The organism is Pedobacter jejuensis (assembly GCF_003725795.1).
GTDB lineage: Bacteria > Bacteroidota > Bacteroidia > Sphingobacteriales > Sphingobacteriaceae > Pedobacter > Pedobacter jejuensis.
On record NZ_RBEE01000023.1, the window covers coordinates 93921 to 111307 of the forward strand.

Below are 17387 nucleotides of genomic sequence, written 5' to 3' on the forward strand. Positions count from 1 at the left end.
ATTATTTAGTTAACAAATGTATTAAATATTGGTTTCAAAAATATTCTTAAAGGATAATATTTGTGTTAATTAATCGATTTAAAATACCTGGATTCACATTTTAGGTAGTTTCTAATATTTAAAATTGAGTGCTAAATAAAGTAGAGCGGCTAATGTTGCACCTACCACTGGTCCAACAATTGGAACCCACGCATAAGCCCAATCACTTGTGCCTTTACCTTTCATTGGTATTATGCTGTGTATAATTCTTGGTCCCAAATCCCTAACCGGGTTTATGGCGTAACCAGTTGTCCCACCTAATCCTAAGCCAATAACCCAAACCAAAAATGCCACCGGAATTGCGCCAATAGAACCTAGTCCAATGGGTGTTTTATCTGTTCCCATTTCTGCATTGGTAAAGAAGAATATCACGAAAATTAAAACGAATGTCCCTATGATTTCAGATATTAAATTGGATTTTAAGTTTCTTATTGCTGGCGACGTTGCAAATGGAGCAGCTTTTAAACCTTTATCTTCAGTTGCATCAAAATGGTCTTTATAAATTATCCATACTAAAAACGATCCTATCATGGCTCCGCAAAGTTGGGCAAGAATATAGTAAGGGACTTTTATCCATGCAAACTTTTGCGTTATGGCAAGTGCAATGGTAACTGCCGGATTTAAATGGGCACCGCTGTATGGCGCAGCAATAACAACACCTACAAAAACTGCAAGTGCCCATGCCGTGGTTATAACCATCCATCCGCTATCGTTTCCTTTAGTTCCTTTTAATACAACGTTTGCCACAACGCCATTTCCTAATAGAATTATAAGCGCTGTACCTATAAGTTCTGCAACAAACTCTGTCATTTTATATTTGGTTAAATTCTGAATTTATCTATTTACTCTTCTGCACAAACTCGTGCTGCTTTAACTGCTCTATTCCAGCCTTTAATACGTTCGGTGTTATCAATGCCTTCTTCGGCTGCAAAAGTTTTATCTATTTTCCATTGCGACCGGATTTGGTCGATGCTATCCCAATAACCTGTTGCTAAGCCTGCAAGGTAAGCTGCACCAATTGCAGTAACCTCTGTAACTTCTGGTCTGATAACTTTACAACTTAGTAAATCTGCCTGAAATTGCATTAACAAATCATTCGCTGTTGCGCCACCATCAACACGTAATTCAGATATACTTACACCGGCATCGGCTTCCATAGCTTTTAAAACATCCATGGTTTGATAGGCAATACTTTCTAATGCAGCCCTTGCAATATGCGATTTATTTGTACCTCTGGTTAAGCCTGTTATGGTTCCTCTCGCATGCTGATCCCAATGTGGAGCACCTAAACCAGCAAAAGCAGGTACAACGTAAACGCCTTGTGTATCCGGAACTTTTTTAGCAAGTGTTTCTACATCAGCAGATTTAGATATTAAACCCATTTCATCTCGAAGCCATTGCACTACGGCACCACCAATAAAAATACTGCCTTCTAAAGCATATTGAACATCATCTTTAATTTTCCATGCAATAGTTGTAAGTAAGTTGTTTGCAGATAGTTTTGGTTCCTTACCAATATTCATCAGCATAAAGCATCCTGTACCATAGGTATTTTTAACCATGCCAACTTCTGTGCACATTTGCCCAAATAATGCCGATTGTTGGTCGCCCGCTATACCTGCGATTGGAATTTTCGCAGCCAATATATTACCGGCGGTTTCTCCGTAAACTTCGCTTGATGACTTTACTTCGGGTAACATTTGCTTCGGAATGCCGAAAAGTTCTAAAAGCTCATCATCCCAAGTTAAATTATGAATGTTAAAAACCATCGTTCTTGATGCGTTGGTCACATCTGTTACGTGAGTTTTACCAGCTGTTAATTTCCAGATTAACCAGCTATCCATCGTTCCGAAGGCTAATTTACCTGCTTCTGCTTTCTCTTTCGCACCTTCTACATTTTCCAAAATCCATTTTGCTTTGGTTGCCGAAAAATAAGAATCAATAATTAAACCCGTTTTTTCCTGAATTTTTTTAGCCAGTCCTTTCGCTTTTATTTCATCGCAATAGGCTGATGTTCTTCTGTCTTGCCATACAATTGCATTGTAAACAGGTATTCCTGTTTCTTTATCCCAAACAACGGTGGTTTCTCTTTGATTGGTAATTCCGATAGAATCAATATCTCTCGCTGATAAACCAGCCTTTACGATTACTTCGGCAGCTACTGCGATTTGCGACGACCAAATTTCCATCGGATCATGCTCAACCCAGCCAGCCTTTGGATAAATTTGTGTAAATTCTCTTTGTGCAATGGCTACGATTTCACCATCGTGATTAAATACAATTGCTCTCGAACTGGTGGTTCCTTGATCGAGAGACAAGATAAACTTGCTCATAACTAAATTTGGTTAGGTACTATTTGGCCAAAGCCACTTTAGGTAATTTTAAATCGGGTTGATAAATATAACCAGAGGCCAAATTATTAAAAATTTCGACTTGGTTTGCTTCCCAATTTTTATCTGCTTGTAACTCTTTTGCTAAAATTGATGCAACGGATTTACTCATTTCCATAGCAGCATGCGCATCAATAAATAAAACACGTAACCTTCTGCTTAAAATATCCTCTACAGTTTCGGCCATTTCATTTCTTATTGCCCATACAACTTCTGCTTTATTGTAAGGAAAATGGGGGTGAAGTAGCTCAGTCAAATCAGGATTTTCAGCCATTAAAGCTTCAATTTTAGGTCTGTCGCTACCATAAATATCCAGGTAATTGTTATCGCTGAAATCTGTGCATCCATGAATTTTTAAATTTTTTGTTACACAAGGTTTAGCATTTAAGTTAGCATGGGCAATGGCTAAATCGACGGTTTCTTCTGCCATGCGGCGATAAGTTGTCCATTTGCCACCAGTAATAGTTATTAATCCTTTAGTAGAAACCATTAATTTATGATCGCGACTAATTTCTTTTGTACTACTTCCACCACTTTTTGATGGTGCAGCAAGCGGTCTTAAACCAGAGAAAACACTTAAAATATCTTTCTCAGTGGGTTTTTGATTAAAATATTCACCCGCTGTATTTAAAATGAAATCTACTTCTTCTTTTAAAGCTCGTGGCTCCAAACTATGTTCATCCAAAGGTGTATCGGTTGTACCAACCAATAAATGTTTATGCCAAGGCACAGCGAAAAGCACTCTTCCATCAGATGTTTTTGGAATCATTAACGCAGATTCGCTATTCAGAAACTTCCTATCCAAAACTATATGCACACCCTGACTTGGACGAACCATGTTTTTAGATTCAGGATTACTCATTTTTAAAATGTCATCAACAAAAACTCCTGTTGCATTAATTATAACTTTACCATTAAATTTGGCTCTATTACCTGTTAAAGTATCTTCAGTTTCTATTCCAACAATGCCATTGTTACTCTTTTGCAGTGCAACTACCTTGGTATAGTTTAGCAAAGTGGCGCCATTTTCTATTGCCGTTTGGGCAATATTAATTGCTAATCTGGCATCATCAAATTTGCCATCGAAATAACTTATAGCACCTTTTAGGCCTTTTGATTTTATTTCTGGAAGGGCTTCTAAAGTTTCTTTTTTATTGAGGTATTTCGATTTTCCAAAACTATATTTTCCTGCAAGCCAATCGTATATGGTTAAACCAGTAAGGTATTTTAATATGGAAAACCAACTGTAGCAAGGAATTATAAATTCTTCTTTACTTACTAAATGAGCAGCATTTTTCTGTAATAACCCTCGTTCTTGCAGGGCATGCTTTACCAATCCAATATCACCTTGTGCCAAATAGCGAACACCACCATGCACCAATTTAGTGCTTCTGCTCGATGTTCCTTTTGCAAAATCTGACTGCTCTACCAATAAAGTTTTATATCCCCGGCTAGCTGCATCCAAAGCAGTACCTAAGCCAGTTGCGCCACCACCAATAATGATGATATCCCATTGGGTATTTTCAGGAATGACCGTATTATGAATTCTCATCATCAAAACAAAAGGTAATAAAACGAAACAATACGCAATTATAAGTAATCCTAATCGAAATAATATAATATCATCATTAAAAAATTATTATTTTATTTACACAAATGATTTAGCAAATGATTAATTTGTGGCATTGCAAAAAACCAAGTAATATTTATGATGAATTTAGCCGAAAGGCACCAATTAATTTTAAGTCGTTTACAACGCGATCAATATATCAATGTTGTGGATTTATGTAAGGAACTGAAGGTTTCATCCGTTACCATAAGAAAGGATTTAAAACTACTTGAAGATAAAAGCTTGCTTTTTAGAACACACGGTGGCGCAACTATGAACAATCCTTATACGGTTGATAGGCCCGTAAATGAAAAGGAAAAGATTCAATCTTCAGAAAAAAATAAAATAGGTGCAGCAGCTGCTACATTAATAAATGATAATGATTCTATAGTTATAGCTTCGGGTACTACGGTTTTGTATTTTGCCAAAAATTTACAGCCCGCAACCAACTTAACCGTTGTAACATCGGCATTAAATGTAGCGCTGGAACTTATGAGAGAACCAAGCATAGAAGTTATTCAATTGGGTGGGATTTTAAGGAAAAGTTCTTCATCAGTTTTGGGGAGTTATGCAGAGCAAATTTTAGGCGATTTTTATTTTAACAAATTGTTTTTAGGTGTTGATGGAATTGATTTAGATTTCGGTTTAACCACAACAAACGCTATGGAAGCCCAGTTGAATAGGAAAATGATTAGCGTTTCACAAAAAACGATTGTCCTTGCAGATTCATCTAAATTTGGTAAAAGAGGTTTTGGAAAGATATGTGGTTTAGATGAAATCGATCACATTATAACAGACAAAGGAATTTCTGAACAAATTGTAAAACATTTAGAAAGTTTAGGTGTTACTGTAACTATCGTATAGTAAAAATCACCCAATACAGTAACCAAACAATAATTTGAATTATGTCAAAAAAGAGAATACACATTTTAGAAGATGATCAGGAAATCAGAAACGTGATTGAGATTCTTTTAAAAGAAGAAGGGTTTGAACTACAGCTATCATCATCTTTTTCTGAATTAAAGAAAAATATTAAAGATGCAATGCCAGATTTATTTCTGCTGGATGTGATGTTGCCCGATGGAAATGGTGCAGAAATTTGCGAAGATTTAAAAACAGATATTTTTACCAAGCACATTCCTATTATCGTAATGTCTGCCCAAAACAATAGCGAGCAAAAAGCTATTGATGCTTTTGCAGATGATTATATCAGCAAGCCATTTGATATTTACGATGTTTTAGAAAGAATAAATGCTCAGATAAAAAAGAGCCATGAAGGTAAGCCAGCTCAGGCATAACCAATTCATTTAATATTTAGAGAGAGGTAATTTTCAAGTTATCTCTCTTTTTTTATGCCTGCTAATAATCAGTTTTAATTTTTCCGTTAAGGTTGTTGATGGATACTACAATATCATCGAGTTGAAAAGCACCCTCTAAATCTGTAGGCATATTTAGGATATGATTAAAATTGTAATCTGTAAAATCTAAAGTTCTTTTTGTTGATGTGACATAATAAAAACCGCCAGATTTAGCCTTTCTAACATACCAATATAAAAAGCTTGGTTCATTTTCATTCGTATGCTCAATTTCAGTTATATATACTTTTAATCTAATTACATCGGGTTCGGGAATTGATTTTTTACATGCAAAAAGTGTAATTGCAAGTGCAAAAAGAACGATGAAATTTTTCATAAGTAATTAGAGGGATGACAAATAGGGCGTAAAATTAGTAAAAATTTGTTGTTTAATTTATTTTAAAACACACGTTAAATCCACTGCTTTTTAAGGAGGTAAAAAGTAATCCAAAATGTATATTATTGTAAAGTGTATTTCTAATCAACGTTATTTGCATCAATAGTAAATCGATTAACCAATTATCCATCTTTTTCATTGCTTATGATATTATCTCTACGTAAATTTTATATTTTGCTTTTGCTTGTTATACTGCAACAAACAGTATTTGCTGCAAAACCTGTACAGCTTAAATGTGAGTATTTGGTAAGACCAATCGGTTTAGATAATCCAAAGCCAAGATTTACCTGGATGATGCTCGATGAAACCAAAGGAGCCGTTCAGAATGCTTATCGAATTATAATAGGAACAGATTCTATTCAACTTGCGAATAAACAAGGCATTCAATGGGATTCGGGTAAAATTCTTTCATCGAATAGTTTAATAACCTATAATGGAAGAACACTATCGCCATTTACAAAATATTATTGGCGGGTTGAGATTTGGGATAAGAGCAACAAAATTTCATCAGCTACATCGACATTTGAAATGGGGATGATGGCTATGGAAAATTGGAAAGGAACGTGGATAAGCGATACAAATGACATCAACACTTTACCAGCACCATATTTTAGAAAGGTATTTGCTGCAGAAAAAAAGATTAAATCGGCAAGAGCTTATATTGCTGCTGCGGGTTTGTATGAATTATACCTAAATGGTAAAAAGGTTGGGAACCATCGTTTAGACCCAATGTACACTCGTTTTGACAGAAGAAATCTATATGTTAGTTATGATGTTACTTCGAATCTTAATGATGGGAAAAATGCAATTGGTGTTCTTCTTGGCAACGGATGGTATAATCATCAATCGCTTGCAGTGTGGAATTTTGATAAAGCACCATGGCGTGCCAGACCAACTTTTTGCCTGGATTTAAGAATTACTTACACCGATGGTTCGGTAGAAACGATAACATCCGGAAGTGATTGGAAAACAAGTTTAAGCCCGATTATATCAAACAGTATCTACACTGCAGAGCATTATGATGCCCGTTTAGAACAAAAGGGTTGGAACACCGTAAATTTTGATGATTCAAAATGGAAGGGCATTACTTTAAGAGCTGCACCATCTAAAAATATTGTGGCTCAAGCTATGCATCCAATAAGAAATGTTGAAGAAATTCCGGTAAAAACCATGCGCAAATTTAACGATAGCACCTATCTTTTTGATTTAGGTAGGAATATCGCAGGTGTTACAAAAATTAAAGTAACAGGAGAAAGGGGTATTGTGATAAGGTTAAAACATGCAGAGCGGTTAGACAGTCTGGGGCATGCAGATTTGTCGAATATTGATGTGTACCATCGCCCGAAAGACAAATCCGACCCTTTTCAAACCGATATATTTATTTTAAATGGCGAAGGAGATGAACAATTTATGCCGTTATTTAATTATAAGGGTTTTCAATATATTGAGGTAACCAGTTCAAAGCCAATAAGATTAACTGAAAAAAGTTTAGTAGGTTATTTTATGCATAGTGATGTGCCAGCTGTAGGGAAGTTGTCGTCTTCAAATCCACTAATTAACAAAATTTGGTGGGCAACCAATAATTCATATCTATCTAACCTGTATGGTTTTCCAACCGATTGTCCGCAAAGAGAAAAGAATGGCTGGACGGGCGATGGACATTTCGCAATTGAAACGGGATTGTATAATTTCGATGGGATTACAGTTTACGAAAAATGGATGGGTGATCACCGGGATGAACAGCAACCAAATGGCGTGTTGCCAGATATTATTCCTACCGGAGGCTGGGGTTATGGCACAGCAAATGGCACAGATTGGACGAGTACAATTGCGATAATTCCATGGAATATTTACACCTTTTATGGCGATAGCAAATTGCTCGCAGATAATTATCAAAGCATCAAACAATATGTTAATTATGTTGATGGAATAAGTAAAAATGGGTTAACAACCTTCGGCAGAGGCGATTGGGTACCCGTTAAATCTACTTCAGATTTAGAATATACCTCGTCTGTTTACTTTTATGTAGATGCAGATATTTTGGCAAAAGCTGCTAAATTATTTAATAACAACAATGATTATTTGGTTTATAGTGCATTGGCTAAAAAGATAAAAAATGCCATAAATTCGAAATATTTTAATGCCCAAACCGGAATTTATGGTAAGGGTGTGCAAACCGAGCTGAGTATCGCATTGCAATGGAATATCGTACCCGAGGCCTCGCGACAATTGGTAGCAGATAATTTAGCAAAGAGGGTGGTAGCAGATGGAATGCATATTGACGTTGGTGTACTTGGTGCAAAAGCGGTATTAAATGCTTTAAGTGATAATGGACATAGCGATATCGCCTACAAATTGGCTGCTCAGGATACATATCCTGGTTGGGGCTGGTGGATTGTTAATGGCGCAACAACCTTACATGAAAATTGGGACATGCAAGCTAAGAGAGATATTTCTGATAACCACATGATGTTTGGTGAAATAGGTGGCTGGTTCTTTAAAGGTATAGGAGGGATAAAGGTAGATGAGGATAAACCTGGATTTAAAAACATCTTACTCAGACCTCACTTTGTTGAAGGACTAAATCATTTTGAAGCTTCGCATGATGGACCTTTCGGAAAAATTATTTCATCATGGAAAAGAACAGATAAAGGTGTTAAATACCATGTAACTATTCCTGCTAATTCTTCAGCTAGCGCAAAAATACCTTTAATCAAAGGACAAACTTTGTTTCTTAACGGAAAAGAAATAGCTAATAAAATTCAGCTTGTAGCAGGTAATTATGAATTTGAGGTAAAGTAACTATTGATAAACCCTTATAACCAAAAAATACTTCTGTCTTTCGATGCAGAATATTTATGTGGAAGCTTGGGGACGTGAACCTATGACAAAATCTGCGTTTAAACTATATCGAATGTTATTTTAATATTCCATTCACCAAATTCATTTCCGCAAAGGATATAGGATAGCTATAATGAATATTACGCGAATTTAATGTTGAAAATTGTTGAATAGATGACCAAAAATATTTGATCTTCTAGTCATGTTTTCTACCTATGTTATTTGCAATTAACAGTTTTAAAGCTTTATATATATCTGATTCGCCTTAATAAATTCGTTTTGCCAATATAATATTCAGTGCTAACATTGAGCAGGTGACTACAGGATAGCCAGTGAGATTCGTTTCTGTATATTTGATTGAGCTCATATTTAAGCTTTAACTAATCAATTATACCCAATTCCGGCTATGAAAAAACGTATTGTATTCCAATTATTTCATTTATTGATTTCCGGATTTATACTTTCCTTCACTAGCAAAATCTATTCTGTTAAGATAGTGCAAATCGATTTAGCGAACCCTTTTGTAATGCCTCCTTTTAAAGTTCCTGATTTCTCGGGTAACAGACGGTTTTCAATAGTTGATTTTGGTGCCGTTCCTAGATTTTCCACACAAAAATAATTATCTAAACTTCACAAGCCTCAATTTTTAAGTTCTATCTGTCACTTATTCCAATAGCAAACTAAATGAATTTCAAACGTATACTTTTAATCGGTCACACCTTATTACCTCTTTTTACAAGCGTAGCTGCGCAACAAAAAACTGATTATAAATTTGACTTTGGCCCCGGGAAAGTGGCTAAAAACTACATTCAGATTCTGCCTAAAACCAGTTTTTCGCGAAACGATACATATGGTTTTGATTTTGACTCAAAAGTGGAAGGATTTGACCGTGGTGGAAAAAACCTACTAACTGCTGATTTAGTAAGGAGTGATAAACCTTTCTATTTTTCAGTTGCGGTACCAGAAGGAAATTATAGGGTTTCTGTTACTTTGGGTGATTCCAGACAATCGGTTCATACAACTATCAAGGCAGAGTCGCGCCGTTTAGTGCTTGAAGATGTAAGAACCAAACCTGGTGTATTTACAACCAAAACCTTCATGGTAAACGTAAAAAACAGAAATATCAGTACTGGAAGTATTGTTAGTTTAAAACCCCGAGAATTAAATAAGCTGGATTGGGACGATAAACTAACATTGGAGTTTGATCATCAAACAGCTCTTGCTGCGATTGAAATTACCAAAGTAGAAGATCAGATTACAATTTTCCTGGCAGGGAACTCCACGGTCGTTAATCAGGAAGACGAACCATGGGCATCCTGGGGGCAAATGATTCCTCGTTTTTTTAAGCCGGGTGTAGCTATTGCCAATCATGCAGAATCTGGCTTAACCCTTGGCTCTTCCATAGCTAGCCGAAGGCTTGAAAAAGTATTGAGTATTGCAAAACCTGGTGACTACCTTTTTATCGAATTTGGCCACAATGATCAAAAGGATAAAGGGGCGGGCGATGGTGCTTACAAATCCTACACAGACCGTTTAAAAACCTTTATCAGCGAGTTTAGAAAAAAAGGCGGCATTCCTGTTATTGTAACTTCAACAAGCAGAAGGTCGTTTGATGCAAACGGCAAAACCCAAAACACCTTGGGTGATTTTCCTGATGCTGCCAGAAAAGTCGCAGCTGCTGAAAACGTACCATTAATTGATTTGAATGTAATGACAGCTCAGCTTTATGATGCGCTAGGCGAAGAAAATTCCAAAAAGGCATTTGTTCACTATCCCGCCAATAGCTATCCTGGTCAGGATAAAGCGCTTGCAGATAATACGCATTTTAATCCTTATGGTGCTTATGAAATTGCCAAATGTGTTGTTATGGGGATAGAAGCCCAAAAGTTGGGGATTTCGAAATTTATAGTGGATGATTTTCCGGCCTTTAATCCTTCGAAACCTGATGATCCAATGATGTGGAAATGGCCTGAAAGTCCGAGAAATAGTATCGTTAAACCCGATGGAAATTAAACGAATTAATAGGGAACAGTTATTTACTCTATAAGATATACTAAATGAAGTATAAATCAATTGTTATAAAATGTTGCCTTTTGCTTTCTTTGCTCATACTATCAACAAATTCTTTTGCCCAGCGGCAGATGGAAAAGTTGGGAAGAGGATTGGTTGCCCTTCGTACAGGGAAGGATTCGGTATTTCTAAGTTGGAGAATTCTGGGTACCGAGCCTGATGACATTTCCTTCAACCTCTATCGTCAAACCGGTAGCCTACCTGCCAAAAAGCTAAATCAATTTCCGCTAACAACAGGAACTAATTTTACTGATGGTAATGTAAATCCTGAATTAGAAAACAAATATTTTATCAAGCCAATAATCAATAAACATCAACAGCTGGCAGAGAAAGCTTTTTTGCTAAAGCCAAAAACGCCGGTTCAGCAATATTTAAACATTCCATTGCATACACCAGCCGGCTATGTACCAAATGATGCTTCTATTGGCGACCTCGATGGTGATGGAGAATATGATATTGTATTACATCAAACCGGTCGTGGTCGCGATAATTCTTCAAATGGAATAACTGATCCGCCTATTTTTCAGGCTTATGAACTAGATGGAACTTTTTTATGGGAGATAAATTTAGGAAAGAATATTCGGGAAGGTGCTCATTATACACAGTTTATGGTTTATGATTTAGATGGGGACGGAATCGCAGAGTTTGCCTGTAAAACTGCCGACGGAACGGTGGACGGGAAGGGCAAAGTAATTGGCGATTCTACAAAAGACTATCGGAATAAGAACGGAAAAATATTATCGGGTCCTGAGTTTTTTACCATCTTTAACGGGAAAACCGGAGCGGCTTTAGCAACGACGCTTTACCTTCCTGAAAGGGGAAACATTGCAGCTTGGGGCGGCGTTGGAGGTAATGGAAAAAACGATAGTACCGGCAACCGGGTGGATAGATTTACGGCATGCATTGCTTATCTGGATGGGATTCATCCAAGTTTGGTTATGGGCAGAGGTTATTACGGTAGGACGGTTTTGGCAGCTTGGGACTGGCGAAATGGAAAACTCACATCCCGATGGGTTTTCGACTCCAGCGATGAGAAAAATGCCTATTCTGGTATGGGTAATCACAACTTATCTGTAGCGGATGTTGACGGCGATGGTAAGGATGAGATCATTTTTGGATCAATGTGTATCGATGATAATGGCAAAGGTTTATATACCACCGGTTTGAGACACGGAGATGCGCTGCATGTTTCAGATTTTGATCCCCAGAGGCCAGGTCTGGAAGTTTTTGGAGTCCATGAAATTGAAGAAGGAACAAAAGGTTGTGGAGTTGCCCTTTATGATGCTAAAACAGGCGAAATACTCTGGCATGCATCAGAGGATGAGGATGTTGGCCGCGGTGTAGCCGATAATATTGACAACACCCGCATTGGTGCGCAAATGTGGTGGTCGGATTCAAATGGTTTGTTTGATAATAAAGGAAACAGGATTGGTTCACAGCCGACGTCAACTAATTTTCTGATTTATTGGGATGAGGATCTTTCCCGTGAACTTTTAGATGGCAATCACATCGACAAATATAACCACGGAAATCTTCTTACGGCAATCGGCGCAGTAGCAAATAATGGCACCAAATCAACTCCGGTGCTAAGTGCTGATATTTTCGGCGATTGGCGGGAAGAGCTTATTCTTCGTTCGCAGGATAATCAAAGTCTTAGAATTTACACCACAACAATTCCAACAACGCATAGAACTTATACCTTAATGCACGACCCGCAATACCGTTTAAGCATTGCCTGGCAAAACGTAGGTTATAACCAACCACCGCACACCGGTTTTTATTTTGGCTTAGATATGAAGAAAGCGCCAAAGCCGAACATTATTCTCGTTGAACCTCATCATTAGATTATCGTTTCTATGGCAAAATACATATATAAATCGGGAAGACTCCTTATAGTTGCAATTGCAATTATAGCTTCCGCTTTTGTTCAACAAAAAAAGCCGGTACTGCATATCATTGGTGATTCTACTGTTAGAAATGCCAACAAAGAAACCTGGGGCTGGGGAACGCCGATTGCCGCACTTTTCGATACCACCAAAATTTCAGTTGAAAATAATGCAATGGCTGGAAGGAGTACCCGAACATTTCTTTCTGAAGGAAGATGGGATAGGGTTTTATCATCCTTGAAACCCGGTGATTATGTAGCCATGCAATTTGGCCACAATGAAGGTAGCGAACCCGATACCACAAAGGCCGGTCGTAGAGGCGTTCTAAAAGGAACGGGTGAAGAAACAAAACAACTAAAATGGCCCGATGGAAAGCCTGAAACCGTTCACACTTACGGCTGGTATATCAGAAAATTTGTTCGGGAATGCAAAGCTAAAGGTGCTACACCAATTGTAATTTCGATGATTCCTAGAAACGAGTTTAGGAATGGGAAAGTACTTCGAGCAGATAAAGACTTTGGAAAATGGGCAGCAGAAGTTGCGCAGCAGGAGCATATTTATTTTGTAGATTTAAACAAAATCACAGGGGATAAATATGATGAAATGGGACCTGAAAAAGTAAAGACATTTTTCCCCCAAGACCATACACATACCAATCTGGAAGGCGCTAAAGTCAACGCCCAATCCGTTGTAGAAGGAATTAAGGCATTGAAAGGTTGTAAACTTAAAAAATACCTACTGTGAATATGTAAAGGTTGATTTTTTTCCATAGAAGAAATCATTTTCTAAAAAATTCTTATTACAAAGCCATCATCATTTAAAGATTCAGAATAGTTTTATAAAGGACGAAACCAATGAAATCAAATAAAACATACTTATTAATAAGTCTATTTAGCACATTCATCGTGTTTTCTTCGTGTATTATCTTAAAACAAAAAGAAAAGCCGACCTTGTTTTTAATCGGAGATTCAACCGTAAAAAATGGTAAAGGTAAAGGCGATGGTAATTTGTGGGGATGGGGAAGTTTTTTAGAAAGCTTTTTTGATAAAGATAAAATTTCGGTAGAAAACGATGCCTTAGGCGGAACCAGCAGCCGGACCTTTCAAACAAATGGTTTATGGGCAGCCGTATTGGCTAAAGTAAAAAAAGGCGATTTTGTAATGATGCAGTTTGGTCATAACGATAGCAGTCCGCTCGACGATACAGCTCGTGCAAGAGGTACTATCAAAGGAATCGGGATGGAAAGCAAAGAAATATACAATCCGATTAAAAAGAAACAGGAAATTGTTTACACTTATGGCTGGTATATGAAGAAATTCATCAGCGATATTAAAGCTAAAGGTGCTATAGCCATTGTTTGTTCATCTATTCCCCGTAACCCGGTAAATAATGAGAAAATCGTGCTGGTAACCGATAGCTATGCAGAATGGGCTGGCCAAATAGCTAAAGATGAAAAAGTGGATTTTATTCCCCTCAACCAATTAATAAAAGATAAATATGCAGCCTCATCTGTAGAACAGGTTAAAAGCTACTTTACAGAAAAAGATCATACCCACACTAATGAAGAGGGCGCTAAACTAAATGCAAGCTTTGTGGTAGAGGGTTTAAAGGCAGTCAAAACGAACAAATTGAATCGGTATTTGAAGTAAATTCCATGGAATTGCTCCTTTGTTTAAATCTTTTTTAACATACAATTGAATTCATCTCTAATTAATTTATTGCTAGGGATGGAAAAAACCTGCAGATAATTCAATCCAGCAGGACACTACAGGTTGCCCATACTTATTTTTAATGCTATAATAGTGCCTTTGACCAGATATGTTTAATGCTTCAGCAATCCCATCCATTTATTATGTACAGTAAAAAGTTTTCTTTGGTCAAGTATATAGCTGCTGCGATTTGTTTGATTGCTTTGTTTGCAACAAATACGTTCGGCCAAACCATTTCCTTAAAAGGGCAGTGGAGGTTCAAAATCGATGCGAAAGATGAAGGTGTGCAAGCCAAATGGTATGCTACCAAACTGCCTGAAACTGTAAATTTACCTGGTTCCATGGCTGAGAATTTAAAAGGCGATGAAATAACCCTTAAAACAAAATGGACAGGAAGTATTTATGACAGTTCTTATTTCTATCACCCACGGCTCGAAAAATATCGTCAGCCCGGAAACCTGAAAATTCCATTCTGGTTAACGCCTGCGAAACATTATACTGGTGCTGCATGGTATCAAAAAGAGGTTGAAATTCCAGCAGACTGGAAAGGACAACGCGTAGTTTTATCTTTAGAGTACCCGCATTCGCAAACACGCGTGTGGATTGATGACATAGAAATTGGAACTCAATACACATTCGTTGTTGCACAAAACTTTGAACTTCCATCTTCTTTAAAGGGCGGAAAACATACCATCACATTACTAATTGATAACCGGATTAAAGCCATCAATGTTGGTCCGGATTCGCATAGTTTAACTGATCACACACAGGGAAACTGGAACGGCGTAGTTGGAAAAATATTTTTAAAAGCCGGCTCTCCGGTTTATTTTGATGATGTCCAGGTTTATCCGGATTTAAAGCACAAATCAGCAAAGATTAAAATCACTTTAAAGGGACCTGCGAGGGTTTCATCTTCGGGGACAATCACTTTATCTGCAAAGAGTTTCAATACCAAAAACATTGTTGGTGTAAAGCCACTTAGCTTGGCTTATCAACTTAAAAATGGTATAGCCACAGTAGAAGTTAATTATCCGATGGGTGATAAAATTGTAACCTGGGATGAATTCGATCCGGCATTGTATCGTTTATCGGCTTCGTTAGTTGCTGATGATGGTAAGAAAGACGAAAAGCAGATTCAATTCGGAATGCGGGAATTCAAAGCTGTTGGCAGGCGTTTTGAAATTAACGGTCGCCCGGTTTTTTTACGTGGCACCGTCAATAACTGTGAATTTCCGCTAACTGCTTATCCATCAATGGATGTGGCTGCCTGGCAGAGAATATTTAAAATTTCCAAGGCGCATGGATTAAATCACATGCGTTTTCACTCCTGGTGCCCGCCTGAAGCGGCATTTATCGCGGCAGATTTATCCGGGTTTTATCTGCAGCCTGAAGGACCAAGTTGGGCCAATCACGGCACATCCATCGGAGAGGGAAAGCCTGTTGACGAATTTATTTATGATGAAACCAATCGCATGGCTAAAAACTACGGAAACTATGCCTCTTTTTGCATGATGGCCTACGGTAATGAACCCCGCGGGAAACAGGTAGAGTATTTAACCAAATTTAATAATTACTGGAAGGCCAAAGATTCCCGAAGGTTGTATACCGGAGCCTCGGTAGGCGGCAGCTGGCCGGTAATTCCAAATAATGAGTTTATGGTTCGCGCAGGAGCCCGGGGTTTAGATTGGGCTAAACGACCTGAGAGCATTTCTACTTATGCTAAGCAAATAGAACAATTCTCAGTACCTTTTGTGGCGCACGAAATGGGACAATATTGTGTTTTTCCGAATTTCGAAGAAATGAAGAAGTATACAGGTGTTTATAAACCCAAAAACTTTGAAATGTTTCAGGAGGATTTAGCCGATCATGATATGGCAGACCAGGCAAAAAATTTTTTGATGGCCTCAGGTAAATTGCAGGTTTTGTGCTATAAAAATGAAATTGAAAAGGCGTTGAGAACCCCAAATTACAACGGCTATCAGTTATTGTCCTTAAATGATTATCCCGGACAAGGAACAGCTTTAGTTGGTGTGTTAGATGCGTTTTGGGATGAAAAAGGTTACATAACAGCGAAAGCTTTCAAGCGTTTTTCCAACAGTACTGTTCCATTGCTTAGGGTACCTAAATTTGTTTACTCCAATAACGAAAGTCTAGTTGCCGGAGTTGAAGTTGCCCATTTTGGTAAAGCCCCGTTGGTTAATGCCAACCTGTTATGGACGATAAAAGATGAAAAAGGCCTTGTATTAGCCAAAGGAAGCTTTCTTCAAAAAACGATACCTGTTGCAAATGGCGTTAATATTGGAGACATTAACTTCAATTTTAGTTCTATTCAGAAAGCAACTAAATTAAATCTGGAGTTAAGTATTCAGGGAACGGAGTTTGCTAACGACTGGGATTTTTGGGTTTATCCCTCTGTACTGCCAAAACTTAAAACCAATTTTTACTACACCACTGATTTGGATGAACAGGCCAAAAAAGTTTTGGATGAAGGAGGCAATGTGTTTCTCAATGCTGCCGGAAAAGTAGTAAAAGGTAAAGAAGTAGTACAAACATTTTTGCCTGTTTTCTGGAATACATCCTGGTTTAAAATGCGTCCTCCGCATACGCAAGGTATTTTATGCGATCCCAAACATCCCGCCTTTACCAACTTTCCAACGGAAAACCACAGCGATATGCAATGGTGGGAAATCGTTAACAAAGCACAGGTTATGAATCTTGAGGATTTTCCATCCGGTTTTAAGCCGATCGTACAGCCAATCGATACCTGGTTTTTAAATCGCAAATTAGCTCTAGTGTTAGAAGCCAGGGTGGGAAAAGGCAAGCTTATTATTTCGAGTGCTAACCTTTCTCCTGATATACTGGATTCGCCGGCCGCACAACAACTTTATTTTAGCCTGCAGCAGTACATGATGTCTGAAAAGTTCGATCCAAAATATGAGGTTACTTATAGCACAATAAAGGATATTTTCCAAAGCCCATCTAAAATTCAATTTGATACTTTCACAAAAGATAGTCCGGATGAGCTAAAACCAAAGCCAAAAACAAATTAATCATTTTAGCCTGAAGCCAGGAATAACGAAATAAAAACGAT

The 17387-nt window shown here is 37.6% G+C and carries 12 protein-coding genes; 8 read left to right on the plus strand and 4 right to left on the minus strand.

The features are described 5' to 3' along the window. Positions 1 to 111: 111 nt before the first annotated feature. Genes D7004_RS11325 through D7004_RS11335 form a run of 3 tightly spaced genes read right to left on the minus strand, consistent with a single transcriptional unit; the run spans position 112 to position 3981 of the window. On the minus strand, positions 112 to 849 hold the full coding sequence (locus D7004_RS11325; protein WP_123205973.1) for an MIP/aquaporin family protein: 738 nt from the start codon (positions 847 to 849) through the stop codon (positions 112 to 114). Positions 850 to 881: 32 nt separating this feature from the next. Beyond that, a complete protein-coding gene (glpK, locus tag D7004_RS11330) occupies positions 882 to 2372 on the minus strand; it encodes a glycerol kinase GlpK (protein ID WP_123205974.1) in 1491 nt (496 codons plus the stop codon). A gap of 19 nt (positions 2373 to 2391) precedes the next feature. Further along, positions 2392 to 3981 carry a glycerol-3-phosphate dehydrogenase/oxidase gene (locus D7004_RS11335; protein ID WP_407946542.1) on the minus strand — a complete coding sequence of 530 codons (1590 nt, stop codon included), beginning with the start codon at positions 3979 to 3981 and terminating at the stop codon, positions 2392 to 2394. Between the two features lie 156 nt (positions 3982 to 4137). Here D7004_RS11335 and D7004_RS11340 point away from each other — a divergent pair, with 156 nt between their 5' ends. Next, a complete protein-coding gene (locus D7004_RS11340) occupies positions 4138 to 4902 on the plus strand; it encodes a DeoR/GlpR family DNA-binding transcription regulator (protein WP_123205976.1) in 765 nt (254 codons plus the stop codon). Positions 4903 to 4943: 41 nt separating this feature from the next. Then, entirely contained in the window at positions 4944 to 5336 is a 393-nt protein-coding gene (locus tag D7004_RS11345) for a response regulator transcription factor (protein ID WP_123205977.1), read from the plus strand. 61 nt (positions 5337 to 5397) lie between these two features. Here D7004_RS11345 and D7004_RS11350 read toward each other — a convergent pair whose 3' ends face one another. Continuing rightward, complete coding sequence (locus D7004_RS11350) at positions 5398 to 5730, minus strand: hypothetical protein (protein ID WP_123205978.1); 333 nt, start codon at positions 5728 to 5730, stop codon at positions 5398 to 5400. Positions 5731 to 5934: 204 nt separating this feature from the next. Between D7004_RS11350 and D7004_RS11355 the strand changes: the two genes are divergently transcribed. The 6 genes from D7004_RS11355 (at position 5935) to D7004_RS11380 (ending at position 17346) form a co-directional block, all read left to right on the plus strand. Beyond that, a complete protein-coding gene (locus D7004_RS11355; RefSeq protein ID WP_123205979.1) occupies positions 5935 to 8592 on the plus strand; it encodes an alpha-L-rhamnosidase in 2658 nt (885 codons plus the stop codon). A 723-nt stretch (positions 8593 to 9315) separates the two neighbouring features. Next, positions 9316 to 10644, plus strand: a complete 1329-nt coding sequence (locus D7004_RS11360) for a rhamnogalacturonan acetylesterase (protein ID WP_123205980.1) — start codon at positions 9316 to 9318, stop codon at positions 10642 to 10644. Positions 10645 to 10688: 44 nt separating this feature from the next. Next, the gene (locus D7004_RS11365) at positions 10689 to 12545 is read left to right on the plus strand and encodes a rhamnogalacturonan lyase (protein ID WP_123205981.1); all 1857 of its coding nucleotides are present in this window, start codon (positions 10689 to 10691) and stop codon (positions 12543 to 12545) included. 12 nt (positions 12546 to 12557) lie between these two features. Beyond that, positions 12558 to 13331: a rhamnogalacturonan acetylesterase gene (locus tag D7004_RS11370; RefSeq protein ID WP_123205982.1), complete on the plus strand. Its 774-nt coding sequence runs from the start codon at positions 12558 to 12560 to the stop codon at positions 13329 to 13331. 110 nt (positions 13332 to 13441) lie between these two features. Further along, the gene (locus D7004_RS11375) at positions 13442 to 14236 is read left to right on the plus strand and encodes a rhamnogalacturonan acetylesterase (protein ID WP_123205983.1); all 795 of its coding nucleotides are present in this window, start codon (positions 13442 to 13444) and stop codon (positions 14234 to 14236) included. A gap of 203 nt (positions 14237 to 14439) precedes the next feature. After that, positions 14440 to 17346: an exo-beta-1,4-galactosidase gene (locus tag D7004_RS11380; RefSeq protein ID WP_123205984.1), complete on the plus strand. Its 2907-nt coding sequence runs from the start codon at positions 14440 to 14442 to the stop codon at positions 17344 to 17346. Positions 17347 to 17387: the final 41 nt, after the last annotated feature.